The sequence below is a fragment of the Streptomyces sp. NPDC051452 genome (assembly GCF_044454765.1).
Taxonomy (GTDB): domain Bacteria; phylum Actinomycetota; class Actinomycetes; order Streptomycetales; family Streptomycetaceae; genus Streptomyces.
This window is the reverse complement of record NZ_JBITEB010000002.1, coordinates 361,191-374,351: the sequence shown is the minus strand read 5'-3', so window position 1 is coordinate 374,351 and position 13,161 is coordinate 361,191. Positions and strand designations below refer to the sequence as shown.

The window sequence follows — 13,161 nt, the reverse complement described above, 5'->3', positions numbered from 1 at the left end:
CATCATGAACACCGCATCCGGCCCCGAAGACACCGCCGCGGCGACGCCCTCCCCGCCGTCGCCCCCCGCCCCCGCGCGCCGGGACGCCGAGGCCACCAAGGCCGGCATCCTCAGGGCGGCCCGCCACCTCCTGGCCCGGCACGCGCACGCCGACATCACGCTCAAGGCCGTCGCCGAACGGGCCGGCGTCAGCGCGCCGTTGATCCTGAAGTACTTCGGCAACAAGGACGCCCTGTTCGCCCGGGTGATGTCCTTCGACACCGACGCGGACGCCCTGCTCGACGCCCCGCTGCCCGAACTCGGCCGGCACATGGTCGGCCACGTCCTCTCCAGCCAGCGGCGGCGCGGCGCCGACCCGCTGCTGCGGATCGCGTTCGCCCCGCTGCACGGCGACCACGGCGACATCCTGCGCACCAACTTCCGCGCCCAGGTGACCGAGCGCCTCGCCGCCCGGCTGACCGGTGCCGACGCGGGGCTGCGCGCCGAACTCGCCGTCGCCGCACTCGTCGGCCTCGGAGTGATGTACGGCATCGCCCGCGGCCCCCACCTGCGCGCGACCGACCTCGATGGCATCACCGACCGCTACGGCCCGCTCGTACAGGCGCAGTTGACGCCCGCCGGCTGAGTCAGCCGCCGTCGGGGCCGGTCAGCAGCGCCTCGGCGCACTTGCGGAAGGCCGTGAGCAGGCGGCCGTTGTCGCCGGCGCGGGTCGCCAGCCCGACATGGCTGGGCTCGACGCCGTGCAGCGGGATCGCGGTGAGGTCGGGGCGGACCCGGGTGCCGACGGTACCCGCCGCGATCGCCAAGGCCTGCCCGGAGGCGACGAGTTCGAACTTGTCCTCCATGTCGTCCACATACGGTCCGTCGGGCGCCGGGCGGCCGTCGGGACGCGGGTCGACGCGCCAGAACGCGTCCCACAGCGGGTCGGGGACGCGGGGGAGGGGCTCGTCGGCGATGTCGTCCAGCGTGACCGACTCCTTCCCGGCCAGCCGGTGGTCGAGCGGCACGATCAGGACGCGTGGTTCGTCGTAGAGGACCGTCACCCGCAGGCCCTCCATGGAGAACGGCAGCCGGGCCACCAGCGCGTCCACGCGGTGGTCGAGCAGCGCCGCCCGCGTCTCGTGCCAGCGCAGGTGCGCGGTCCGCACGTCGGCGTCCGGGAACCTGCGCCGCATCTCGCGCACGGCGGGGGTGACGAAGACGCCGGTGGTGTACCCGACGGTGATCCGGCCGGGTTCGGCCGCGGCCCGGGTGACGGCCGCGGCCCGCGCCGCGGCGCGCAGCAGGGCCCCGGCCCGCGGCAGGAAGGCCTCGCCCGCCTCGGTGAGCCGGGTGCCTCGCGGGGTGCGGTCCAGCAGCCGGGCGCCCAACTGCTGCTCCAGCCGCCGCACCTGACGGCTCAGGGACGGCTGGGCGATGTGCAGGGCGACGGCGGCCCGCCCGAAGTGCTGGTGCTCGGCGACGACGGTGAAGTACCGCACCAGCCTCAGGTCGAGATCCGCGACGGTGACCGGTTCGCTCATGTCCCGAGCGTACCGCCGCCCGGCCGCCCCCTCCCCGCGCAGGGCGCCGCCGAACAGCGGTGATGCCCGAAACGCATTGCGCCATGCGGAAGAGGCCTTGGACCGCGGCGCACCTCGGGGCGAACGATGGGATCACCACCACCCAACGGCCGAGGAGCCCTTCATCATGCGTGTGTTCGTCACCGGTGCCACCGGTTTCATCGGATCGGCCGTCGTTCCCGAACTCATCGGCGCGGGACACGAGGTCGTCGGCCTCGCCCGCTCGGACGACGGCGCCGCCGCTTTGCGAGCCGCCGGGGCGAAGGTGCACCGCGGCGGCCTCGACGACCCGGGCGACCTGGCGCGCGCGGCGGACGCCGCCGACGGGGTCGTCCATCTGGCCTTCCGGCACGACTTCACCGACTTCGACGCGGCCGGCGCCACCGACCTGCGGGTCGTCGAGGCGATCGGCGCCGCGCTGGCCGGGTCCGGCCGGCCCTTCGTGGTCACCTCCGGGAGCGCGATCGCCCCCGTGGGCCGCCTCGCCACCGAGGAGGACGCGGCCGCAGCCGGAACCCACCGCACCGCGTCCGAGGAGGCCACGCTCGCGCTGGCCGAGCGCGGCGTGCGCACCAGCCTGGTCCGGCTCGCCCCGTCCGTGCACGGCCGTGGCGACCACGGCTTCGTCCCCCTGTTGATCCGGATCGCCCGGGAGAAGGGCGTGGCGGCTCACATCGGCGACGGCGCCAACCGCTGGCCCGGCGTCCACCGGTTCGACGCGGCCCGCCTGTACCGGCTGGCCCTGGAGAGCGCGCCGGCCGGCTCCCGGCTGCACGGCACCGACGAGGAGGGAGTGCCCTTCCGGGACATCGCCGGGGTCATCGGCCGGCACCTGGGCGTGCCCGTCTCGAGTGTGCCCGCCCAACGCGCCGAGGAGCACTTCGGCTTCCTCGGCCGGTTCGCCGGGATCGACAACCCGACATCGAGCGCCCTCACCCGTGAGCTGCTCGGTTGGGAGCCGCGCGAACCCGGACTCCTCGCGGACCTCGACGAGGGGCACTACTTCGAGGACTAGGGGCCTTCCCTTCGGACGCCGCTTGTCGCCCGCGCGGGATGAACCACACGCGGTTCGCCCAGCGGAGCGGTCCGTTCCGGTGTTCGTGCGCCGGATGGCACACTGACGCCATGGACGAACGCGTAATCGGCAGGTCGGGTCAGTGGGCATCGGTGGTCGGCCTCGGCACATGGCAGCTGGGTGCCGACTGGGGCGACGTGGACGACAAGGAGGCCCTGTCCGTCCTCGAGTCGGCGGCCGAGGCCGGAGTCACCTTCTTCGACACGGCCGACGTGTACGGCGACGGACGCAGCGAGGAGACCATCGCGTCCTTCCTGCGCGGTCGGCCCGATCTGCACGTGCTGGTGGCCACCAAGATGGGCCGCCGGGCCGAGCAGCTCCCGGAGAACTACGTCCTGGACAACTTCCGTGCCTGGAACGACCGTTCGCGCCGCAATCTCGGCGTCGACCGCATCGACCTGGTGCAGCTGCACTGTCCGCCCACCGCGGTCTACTCCTCGGACGAGGTCTTCGACGCCCTGGACACCCTGGTGGCCGAGGAGCGCGTCGCGGCGTACGGGGTGAGCGTGGAGACCTGCGCCGAGGCGCTGACGGCGATCGCCCGGCCGAACGTGGCGAGCGTCCAGATCATCCTCAACCCGTTCCGGATGAAGCCGCTGCGCGAGGTGCTGCCCGCGGCCCGCGAGGCCGGCGTCGGCATCATCGCGCGCGTGCCGCTCGCCTCCGGCCTGCTGTCCGGCAAGTACACGAAGGACACGGTGTTCGCGGCGGACGACCACCGCACCTACAACCGGCACGGCGAGGCCTTCGACCAGGGTGAGACCTTCTCCGGCGTCGACTTCGCGACCGGAGTCGAGGCGGCCGCCGAGTTCGCCGCGCTCGCCCCGGAGGGCTGGACGCCCGCCCAGCTGGCGCTGCGTTGGATCATCGACCAGGACGGTGTGACCACGGTGATCCCCGGCGCGCGGCACACCGGGCAGGCCCGGGCCAACGCGGCCGCGGCCAAGCTGCCGCCGCTGCCCCCGCAGACGTCCGCGGCGATCCGCGAGTTGTACGACCGCCGGATCAAGGACCAGGTCGAGAACCGCTGGTAGACACCGCCGGTGGCTCGCTGTCGCTTGCCGTTTGAACAAAGCACCCGACGGTTACACGCAACCGCATGACGCAGGGAGCAACGCGCCGGGGGCGCGACGAGACCGAGGAGGAGCGGGCCGACCGGATGTGGGGTGAACTCATCCAGGAGGTCCGCGTGGCCCAGACGGGCGTGCAGATCCTGTTCGGCTTCCTGCTGACGGTCGTCTTCCAGCCCAAGTACGTCCAGCTCGCCACCGTCGACCAGGTCATCTACATCGTGACCGTCGTCCTCGGCGCGTGCGCGACCGGCGCTCTCATCGGCCCGGTGTCCCTGCACCGGCTGGTCTCCGGCCGCCGGGTCAAGCCGCAGGCGGTGCGGTTGGCGTCGCGGCTGACCTTCGTCGGACTGGTCCTGCTGCTCGCCACGATGACGTCGGCCCTGCTGCTGATCCTGCGGGTGGCCACGCACGACAGCTATGTGCCCTTCCTGGTCGCGGCCGTCGTCGCCTGGTACCTCGTCTGCTGGTTCGGGCTGCCCCTGTGGGCCCGGCGCCGGCACACCACCCGCTCCGACGACGGCCACCGGTCCTAGCGAGGCGGGATCCGGCGGAACCGGGGACCACCGGGTCGTCCGGACCCGCACCGCCACGCCCACACAGCGAGGCCGACCGCGACCACCCGACCCGGCGAAGACGAGACGGCGGCGGGCTGCACGCGACGGTGCGCGCCGCGTGCAGCCCGCCGTGGAGCGGGCAGCGGTACGGCTATTCGGCCCCGGAGAGGATCTCCGCGAGGAACTCGTCGACCGGTACGCTCTCCCGCCCGGGCGGGACGATCCGGTGGGTCTCGCGCAGGAACGCCTCGATCGCGGGGGCCCAGGCGAACACCACCGCGTGATGCCGGCTGCCGTCGGGCCGGTGGTCGCCGAGGAACTCCAGACGCAGTTCGTGCCACATCCCGGTGGCGGCCGGCCGCAGTCGCACGTCCCCGATCCCGACCGGCCCGCGCAGGCCCTCGGAGAGCATCTCGCGGTCCAGCCGCCAGCGGGCCAGGACGTGGCCGTCGTGGCCGAACACGGCGGTCACGGCGAACGGGTCCCGCGCGTCGTAGCTCAGGTGGGCGAGCACGGGACACCGTTCGGTGCCTCCGGCACGGAGCTGTACGACCAGCGTCTTTTGCACGGACGAGTTCAATCGGGGGCCTCCGGGAGCAGTCGGCGTAGAGCCTTCTAGTACCCCCGTCCCGCCCGCAATGCTCACCTGGTCGATTGTTTCCGCGGCGGCTTCCCCGTACGGGGGCGGCGAGGGCCGTCCCCGTACGGGCCGCCGGGGGACGATCCGGTCAGCCGAACGCCTCGCGCAGCGCGGGCAAAAGGGTCTTCGCCGACCAGTCCAGGTACTCCGGCTGCGACTCGCCGCCGATCTGCACGAGGGCGATCTCACCGAACCCGGCCTCGGCGTAGGGCCGTACGGCCTCCACGAAGGCGTCCGGGTCGTCGCCGCAGGGGATGGCGGAGGCGACGTCGTCCTCCGTCACGAACTGGGTCGCGGCCTCGAAGGAGTCCGGGTGCGGCAGTTCGGCGTTCACCTTCCAGCCGAGCCCGAACCACCGGAACTGGGAGTGGGCCCGCTTGATCGCCGCGTCCCGGTCGCGGTCGTAGCACACCGGCAGCTGGCCGACCCGGGGCTTGCCCGTGCCGCCGTGCCGGTCGAAGGCCTCCAGCAGACCCGCCTTGGGCTCGGTCGCGATCACCAGGTCGGCGAGGTGCCCGGCGAGTTCGCAGGACTGCTCGCCCGAGACGGCGATACCGATCGGCGGGGCCTCGTCCGGGAGGTCCCACAGCCGGGCCGACTCCACGTCGTAGTGCTGTCCGTGGTGGGTGACATGGCCGCCCTCGAACAGCGCCCGGATGATGCCCACCGCCTCTTCCAGCATCTCGTGCCGGACGTCCGCCGGCGGCCAGCCGCCGCCCACGACATGCTCGTTCAGGTTCTCCCCGGCCCCGAGGCCGAGCCGGAACCTGCCCTCCGAGAGCAACTGCACCGTCGCCGCCTTCTGCGCCACGATCGCCGGGTGGTAGCGCAGGATGGGACAGGTGACATACGTCATCAGGGGGATCCGCGAGGTGGCCTGGGCGGCGGCTCCCAGCACGCTCCAGGCGTACGAGGAGTGCCCCTGGGAGCGCAGCCACGGGAAGTAGTGGTCCGAGGTCACCGAGAAGTCGAAGCCGGCGTCCTCGGCGCGTACCAGGTGATCCACCAGGTCCCGGGGGCCGGCCTGCTCGGTCATCATCGTGTATCCGATTTGCACCATAACCAGCGAGTCCCCTGGTAAGCCGCGGGAAAACGGCCCACCCGAGCGGAGTCAGCCGCCCGGCTCGCGGAACGTCCGAAGGAACGTGCTCAACGCCACCCGGTTGCCCGAATCGTCCCAGGTCGCCGCCGGGGTGGTGAAGCGCAGGGAGAAGCCGCGCCGGCCGCCGAGCAGGAAGCCCCGCCCGAACGTGTGCGTGCGCGCGGCCCCGGTCCCCGCCAGCCACTCGATGTCGGCGGCCGCGTGGCCCCGGTAGGTGGTGGCCCGGATCGCTCCGACACGGCGGTAGCCGGGCAGCTTCGCCAACTCCGGCTCGACGTCCTGCCGCCAGACGGCGACCGGGTCCGCGCCGACGCGTTCGCTGTAGGTGACGGCGAGCGTCGGGGAGGCGCCGCCCCTGCCGAAGGTGACCCGGTAGGCGTCGTCGGGCGCGCGCGAGGTGGTCAGGCGCTTCCAGCCGTCCGGCAGCGCCACCGAGAAGCCCTCCGGGGCGGTCTGGTTCCGGTAGCCGTCCGGCAGACCGGAGGAGGGCGACGGGGCGGCGGGAGGAGCCGTGGGAGCGGCGGTCGTGCCGGGGGTGGCGGGGTGGGTGCCACCGGGGGACCGGGTGGCCGGGGCGGCCGGTTTCGGGGGCGCGCCCGCCGTGTCCGTGCCGGGCGGGTGCCGCGTCACCGCGAGGACCACGGCCGCGACGGCGACCGCGGCCAGGACGGCGCCCACCGCCAGAACCCGGGTGCCGCGCCGCCGCGTGCCGGGACGCGGGGGTCGGGACGCCCCGCGCTCGGGGGGCGCGGCGGCGGCCACCTCGTTCGTGTCCGGCCCCTCTGCCAGGGCCCGGACCAGGGACTCGTGGACCACCGGCCGGGGCAGCCGCTCCAGGGTGTTCTTGCGTAGCAGCCCCTGGATGGTCAGGGTCAGCGGACCCGCCCGCAGCGGGCTGCGCAACGGCAGCCGGTCCACGGCCCGGAGCGTGGCGTCCGGCCGGCCCCGGTCGCGGAAGGGCGGCCGGCCCTCGACCATCGTGTAGAGCAGCGCGCCCAGCGCCCACAGGTCGGCGGCCGGGCCGATGCGCTCGTCGCGGGCCTGCTCCGGCGAGGCGTACGACGGCGCCGTGAGCCGCGGGACCAAGGTGGCCCCCGCCAGCCCGAACCCGGTGACGACGACGGGGCCGTCCTCCGGCACGAAGAGCTGGGCGGGGCTCAGCTCGCCGTGGGTGATGCCCTCGTCGTGCGCGGCCCGCAGCACGTCGAGCAGTTCGAGACCGATCCGCGCCGCCCGCGAGGTGTCGAACGAGCCCTCGCGGGCGAGGAGTTCGCTCAGTGGGGTGCCGTCGATCCACTCGGTGACCGTCCACAGGGTGCCGGCCTCCACCACGGCGTCGACGACGGTGCCGACCCGGCCGGGGCTCAGCAGCCCCATGGTCTCCGCGGTCCGGATGATCCGGGCGGTGACGCGGCGGGCGTCGTCGTCGGAGCCCGGGTGGGGCAGGGCGGTCTGCGTCACCAGCAGGGGCCGCCGGGCCGCCACCTCCTCGGCGTACCACCACAGGCGGTTCGTCTCCCGGGCGAACACCTCCCGGAGCCGGTACCGCCCGGCGACCCAATCGTCCGCGGAGACGTGCCCCTTGCCCATGATCATCCTCGCTGCAACCCCGGCCCGGTGTTTCCCAGAGGTACGCGGCGCGTGGGGGGATGCGTTCAAAGGATCCTCGCCCCGAGCGGCTTGCCGCCTTCCATTCCATCGCCGCGTGCGTCCCACGGGTTGCGGAAGTCTGGTCCTGGAAAGCCCTCCACCTGGGGGTAACCGAGGGTAAAGCGGTGGGTGCGCAGACGGCTCACGCTAGCCTCGCGCGAAGCGGCCGTCAGTCCCGCAGCAGGGAGAACCGGTCCGCCCATCCGGTGAGTTCGCCGGGTGTCGTGTTGCCCCCGCATACCACGAGTCCCAACCGGGCGCCCCCTCCCACGCGTGCGATCACCTGCCGGGCCGCGGGCAGCAGACAGCCGGCGGCCGGCTCGGCCCACACCTTGGCGTGGTTCGCGAGATCCAGGCAGCCCTGGACGGCGTCGCGGTCCGGGACCACCAGGACCTCCTCCACCAGGGCGGCCACATGGTCGTACGTCAGCCGCGTCACCGCCGGCGGGCTGAGCGTGGTGACCAGCGACGACAGGGGCACCGGCACCGGGCCGCCCGCCCGGAGCGCGGCGGACATCGACTCAGCGCCCTCGGTCTCCACCCCCCACACGCGCAACCCCGGCCGCCGGGCGCGCAGGGCCGTCGCGATCCCGGCGATCAGTCCGCCGCCACCGACGCTGACCACGACGTCGGTCAGTTCCCCGGCGTCCTCGGCCAACTCCAGCCCCACCGTGCCCTGTCCGGCGATCACCACCGGGTCGTCGAACGGGTGGACCAGGGTCAGTCCCTCGTCCCGCAGCCGGGTCACCAGACGGAACGCGCCGTCCATGTCGTCGGTCAGCCGCACCGACGCCCCCGCCTGCGCCACGATCTCCAGCGAACGCGCGGGCGCCGTCCGGGGCATCACCACGGTGGCCTTCACATCCAGCGCCGCCGCCGTCGTCGCGAGGGCGATGCCGTGGTTGCCGCCGCTGACCGCGACCACGCCCGCCGCCCGCTCCGCCTCGCTGAGCGACAGCAGCTTCGCGAGGGCTCCGCGCGCCTTGAACGAGCCGGTGTGCTGGAAGAGTTCGAGTTTGGCGGTGACCGGGACACCGAGCAGCGCGGTCAGACCGGGACTCGCCACGGTCGGCGTGCGCACGATGTGCCCGGCGATCCGGTGGGCGGCGGCTTCGATGTCCGAGATGCCGATCAAGGAGGTTCACCCTTCCCGGCGCGGGGGTCGAAACCGCGCCGGACGCACCTTGTCCCGCCGGGACGGTCGAGGTCAACGCCGTTTCCGATCGGCCGGTGACGCGTCGGACGCCGGCGCGGCGACGGGGTTCGCGCCTACCGCCGGGATCAGTGCTGCTGCGCCTTCTGCGGCGTCTGCTCGCTCGGCCGGACCACGACGTACCCCTCGCCCTGGAGCATCAGCTGCACGGCCTCACCGGAACCACCGCGCAGCATCGAGCCGATGGACTGCGAGCGGTGCAGCGAGGTCTGCAGATGCGCGGTCCAGCCCACCACCGCGTCGGTGTCGACGTACACCGGCGCCTGCGCCGAGACCGGGATCACCAGCGGGTTGCCCTCGCAGACCAGACCGAGCCGGCCCTGTCCGCTGAAGACGCTGTTGAACAGGCCGCCGCCGGCGATGCCCGACCCCTTCACGGTCTTGATCTCGTACGCCAGCGAGGCGTCGAAGCACAGCACGTTGCGGCCGTTGACGGTGAACTGGTCACCGGCCTCGACCTCGACGATGAAACAGTTCTGGGCCTCGTGCGCGAACCAGGCCTCGCCCCGCCCGCTCACCGTCATGAGGGGCAGGCCCTCACCGGTGACCGCGCGCTTGAGCATGCCGCCGACGCCCTGGCCCTTGCGCTCGAACTTCAGACCGCCCCGATAGGCGACCATCGCGCCCTGCCGGGCGTACATCTCGCCGTCGACCGCGTACTTGAGGCACTTGGCGTTCTCCACGGACATGCCCGGCGCCACGGCCGGCTGCACCACGTGCTGACTGGAAAAAAGATCACCCTTCATGCGGGCATGGTGTCCCGGAGGATGTCATTCCGCCAAGATCACGGCACGTACTCGTTCAGTCACCCGCGGGCCGCGTGCCGCGCGGTGGCCTCGGCTTGCCGCAGAACGCCGAGTCCAGGGCCCCGGCCAGGGTGCCGAGCACCTTGGCGTTGTTGGAGGTGGTGGCGACCGCCGTGAGCGCGCGCTTGCCGTCCTTCGTCGCGAAGGCGTACGTGTAGTAGCCCTGCACCGTGCCCGTGTGGCCGTAGACCGAGACCCCGCAGGACAGGTCGCGGCGGCGCAGGCCGAGTCCGTAGGCCGTCGTGCCGTCCACCCGCTGGAAGCGCTCCATCTCGGCGAGCGCCGCCGGGGAGAGCAGCCGGCCGCCCAGGAGCGCGGAGTAGAAGGTGTTCAGGTCCTCGGCGCTGGAGATGACGGCACCCGCGCTCTGGGCCCAGGACACCGTCTGGGCGGTGGCGTCGACCAGTTCGTCGCCCGCTGCGTCCGGGGTGAGATAGCCGCGGGCGTACCGGCCGGGGATCGCCGTGTCCGGATGGACGTAGAACGTGTCACGCAGCTTCAGCGGCTCGAAGATGCGCCGCTCGTAGGCGGTCCGCACCGACTGGCCGGTGAGCTTCTCGATGAGCAGGCCGGCGACGACGAAGTTGGTGTTGGAGTAGGAGTAGGCGGCGCCGGGCGCGTTGGTGCGGGGCTTGTCCAGGGACAGCGCGATCAGCTGCCGGTAGGTGAAGACCTTGTCGCGCACCGCCTCGAAGCCGGGCACGGTCCTGGCGAACATGTCGTTGGTGTAGTCGTACAGGCCGCTGCGGTGGCCCAGTACCTGACGGACCGTGATCCGGTCGTCGGGCAGCAGCCCCGGCAGATAGCGGTTGACCGGCGCGTCGAGCGTCAGCAGGTGTTCGTCGACGAGCTGGAGCAGGACCACGGCCGAGAAGGTCTTGGTGACACTGCCGACGCGGAACCGGTCGTCGGTGGCCATGGACCGCCGGGTGACGCGGTCGGCGACGCCGTCCGTGACCCGGTAGGTGGCGGCGCCGTCGTCGATGCGGGCCAGCGCTCCCGGCGCGCCCTGGCTGACGGCCCTGTGCAGCACCGCCGCCAGACCCGTGGTGTCGGGAGCCGGAAGCCCCACCGTGGAAGGGGAGTCGGGCACCCCGGTCGCCGCTCGCGCCGGGACCGCGAGGAGCGACAGCGTCATCACCGCGAGGACCGCGCCCCGTCCGACCGTCGCCGCCGTTGCTGAGACCATCCGGCATCCACTCCCGCCCGCACCCGTGCCGATGCGATATCGATCACAATCCGGCCTCGGAACCTAAGGGATCAGGGCAGCGTCTCCACAGGCGACACACAGTGGCCTCGTGAGCGATCACCCGGTGGCGCCCTTTCGTAAAGAATTCCTCTAGGAGTTCGCGAAATGGATCATTCCGGCTTTACGCGGACATGACTCATCCGAAAGGGTGATCGGCGGGGCCCTACCAGCCTCCGTGGCGCGTCAACCGCGCCATGTCTCAAGGCGGTTGGTGATTCCGGCCGCCTTCGTACGAAGGAACCCTGATCAGATTGCGTAGACCGCACATACGTTCCGTGGCGGTCGCCGTCGCGGTGACGACGGCTGCCACAGGCCTGGCCGGCACGGCCTTCGCGGGTACCTCAACGACAGGAGCGGAGCGCACCACCGCGTCCTCCGCCACCACGAACTCCGAGGCGGTGGTGGCGGCGGCACGTGCCGCGGCCTTCGCCCACGGCACGGCGACCGGCGTCTCCCAGGGCGACGAACTCCAGGCCCAGGACGTTCTGATCGACCCCGAGGGCGCCCGTCACGTCCGTTTCGTCCGGACGCACGGCGACCTTCCGGTGCTCGGCGGTGACCTCATCGTCCACCTGGACCACAAGCTGGCCTACACGGGCGTGACCCGCGCGGCCGACCACGCCGTCAAGCCGGCCTCGTCGCAGGCCAAGCTGACCGCCGACCAGGCCGCCGCCAAGGCCGCCAAGGCCGCCCAGGGCGACGCGAGCGGCGCCCAGCTGGTCGTCGACGCCCGCGGCGGAGCCTCCGCCCTCGCCTACCAGGTGACCGTGACCGGCCAGGACGGCTCCCACACCGTCGTCGTCGACGCCGTCACCGGCAAGGTGCGCAGCAACACCCCCGACAGCGACCAGTTCCTGTCGCCGAAGGTGCTCGACACCCTGCGCGAGCGCGGCGAGTCCGCCGACCCGCAGACCGGTGCCGCCACCGCTCCCGGCCCGGCGGGCCTGCTGGGCTCGGGTGTCTCCGGCGCCACGCGCTACCCGTCGCCCGCCAAGGGCACCGGCAAGACGCTCTTCGTCGGCAACGTGGGCCTCACCACGACGCAGACCTCGCGCGGCCACTACCAGCTCAAGGACCCGAACCGGTACGGCACCGAGACGCGGGACGCCAAGGGCTCGTACACGGAGAAGTTCAGCGCCGGCACGAAGTTCACCGGCACGAGCAACGTGTGGGGCAACGGCAAGACCACCAGCCGGGCCAGCGCCGCCGCCGACGCGCAGTACGGCATCACCAAGACGCTCGACTTCTACAAGAACACCTTCAAGCGCAAGGGCATCGCGAACAACAGCAAGGCCGCCCAGGGCATGGTGCACTGGGGCAAGAAGGTGGCCAACGCCTTCTGGGACCCGACCTGCAACTGCATGCTCTACGGCGACGGTGACGGCCAGACGTTCAAGAAGCCGCTCGTCGTCCTCGACGTCACCGGTCACGAGCTGACCCACGGCGTGGTGGAGGCGACCGCCAACCTGCAGCCGACCTTCGTCGACTCCGACGGCAACCAGTACGGCGAGCCCGGCGCGCTGAACGAGTCGCTCGCCGACGTCTTCGGCTCGAACGTCGAGTTCTACGCCAAGAACGCCAAGGACACCCCGGACTACCTCATCGGCGAGAAGCTGGGCCTCGCGCAGAAGTTCCTGCGCCGCCTGGACCACCCGTCGCTGGACAAGCTCGAGGGCACCATCGACTACTGGTCGCCGGACGCGTACTACACCGAGGTGCACGCCGGTTCCGGCGTCTCCTCGCACGCCTACTACCTCCTCGCGGAGGGCAGCGGCAAGAAGAAGATCAACGGCGTCAGCTACAACTCGCCGACGTACCACAACATCGCGGTGAAGGGCATCGGCCGTACCAAGGCCACCGCCATCTTCTACCGCGCGCTCACCCGCTACATGGTCTCCACCACCGACTTCCACGGGGCGCGCATCGCGACCCTGAAGGCGGCCAAGGACCTGTACGGCGCGAACAGCACCGTGTACAAGACGGTGGACAGGGCGTGGTCGGCGGTCAACGTCACCGCCGCCAACACGCCGGCCGCCCGTCACTGACGGACGACCAGCGCACACCGCACCACCGGATGCCCCGCCCCCGCGCGGGGCATCCGCCTGTCCGGCGTGGGCCCCGCCGGCCGGGCGCGGAGCCCATCGAGGTGCGGCCCCGCGGCATCGGCGGGACCATGTCGTCCGTGGGATACGCAGGCACGTCCCGGACGGTCCGGATGCCGCCCGGCGCGTCCGTCA

At 72.4% G+C, this 13,161-nt stretch carries 12 protein-coding genes; 5 read left to right on the top strand and 7 right to left on the bottom strand.

The annotated features are described in order from the left end of the window. The first annotated feature begins 4 nt into the window (after positions 1-4). Positions 5-625: a TetR family transcriptional regulator gene (locus tag ACIBA9_RS06915; protein WP_399360359.1), complete on the top strand. Its 621-nt coding sequence runs from the start codon at positions 5-7 to the stop codon at positions 623-625. Between the two features lies 1 nt (position 626). Here ACIBA9_RS06915 and ACIBA9_RS06910 read toward each other — a convergent pair whose 3' ends face one another. After that, the gene (locus ACIBA9_RS06910) at positions 627-1,523 is read right to left on the bottom strand and encodes a LysR substrate-binding domain-containing protein (RefSeq protein ID WP_399360357.1); all 897 of its coding nucleotides are present in this window, start codon (positions 1,521-1,523) and stop codon (positions 627-629) included. A 166-nt stretch (positions 1,524-1,689) separates the two neighbouring features. On the opposite strand from ACIBA9_RS06910, the gene ACIBA9_RS06905 reads away from it, so the two are divergent. The 3 genes from ACIBA9_RS06905 (at position 1,690) to ACIBA9_RS06895 (ending at position 4,243) form a co-directional block, all read left to right on the top strand. Beyond that, positions 1,690-2,577, top strand: a complete 888-nt coding sequence (locus ACIBA9_RS06905) for an SDR family oxidoreductase (protein ID WP_399360355.1) — start codon at positions 1,690-1,692, stop codon at positions 2,575-2,577. 110 nt (positions 2,578-2,687) lie between these two features. Continuing rightward, positions 2,688-3,671, top strand: a complete 984-nt coding sequence (locus ACIBA9_RS06900) for an aldo/keto reductase (RefSeq protein WP_362158938.1) — start codon at positions 2,688-2,690, stop codon at positions 3,669-3,671. Between the two features lie 65 nt (positions 3,672-3,736). Continuing rightward, positions 3,737-4,243: a DUF6328 family protein gene (locus tag ACIBA9_RS06895; protein ID WP_399360353.1), complete on the top strand. Its 507-nt coding sequence runs from the start codon at positions 3,737-3,739 to the stop codon at positions 4,241-4,243. Positions 4,244-4,415: 172 nt separating this feature from the next. Here ACIBA9_RS06895 and ACIBA9_RS06890 read toward each other — a convergent pair whose 3' ends face one another. The 6 genes from ACIBA9_RS06890 to ACIBA9_RS06865 all read right to left on the bottom strand — a co-directional run bounded on the left by ACIBA9_RS06890 (position 4,416) and on the right by ACIBA9_RS06865 (position 10,864). Continuing rightward, positions 4,416-4,844: an SsgA family sporulation/cell division regulator gene (locus ACIBA9_RS06890; RefSeq protein WP_362158934.1), complete on the bottom strand. Its 429-nt coding sequence runs from the start codon at positions 4,842-4,844 to the stop codon at positions 4,416-4,418. Positions 4,845-4,992: 148 nt separating this feature from the next. Further along, positions 4,993-5,964, bottom strand: a complete 972-nt coding sequence (locus tag ACIBA9_RS06885) for an LLM class F420-dependent oxidoreductase (RefSeq protein WP_399360351.1) — start codon at positions 5,962-5,964, stop codon at positions 4,993-4,995. 51 nt (positions 5,965-6,015) lie between these two features. Continuing rightward, a complete protein-coding gene (locus ACIBA9_RS06880; protein ID WP_399360349.1) occupies positions 6,016-7,602 on the bottom strand; it encodes a protein kinase in 1,587 nt (528 codons plus the stop codon). A 223-nt stretch (positions 7,603-7,825) separates the two neighbouring features. Then, positions 7,826-8,791 carry a pyridoxal-phosphate dependent enzyme gene (locus ACIBA9_RS06875; RefSeq protein WP_399360347.1) on the bottom strand — a complete coding sequence of 322 codons (966 nt, stop codon included), beginning with the start codon at positions 8,789-8,791 and terminating at the stop codon, positions 7,826-7,828. 146 nt (positions 8,792-8,937) lie between these two features. Beyond that, a complete protein-coding gene (locus tag ACIBA9_RS06870; RefSeq protein WP_362158923.1) occupies positions 8,938-9,615 on the bottom strand; it encodes an AIM24 family protein in 678 nt (225 codons plus the stop codon). A gap of 55 nt (positions 9,616-9,670) precedes the next feature. Then, positions 9,671-10,864 (bottom strand): serine hydrolase domain-containing protein, encoded by a 1,194-nt coding sequence (locus ACIBA9_RS06865; RefSeq protein WP_399360345.1) that lies wholly within the window; start codon positions 10,862-10,864, stop codon positions 9,671-9,673. A 335-nt stretch (positions 10,865-11,199) separates the two neighbouring features. Here ACIBA9_RS06865 and ACIBA9_RS06860 point away from each other — a divergent pair, with 335 nt between their 5' ends. Then, a complete protein-coding gene (locus ACIBA9_RS06860; RefSeq protein ID WP_362158918.1) occupies positions 11,200-12,969 on the top strand; it encodes a M4 family metallopeptidase in 1,770 nt (589 codons plus the stop codon). The last annotated feature ends 192 nt before the right edge of the window (positions 12,970-13,161 follow it).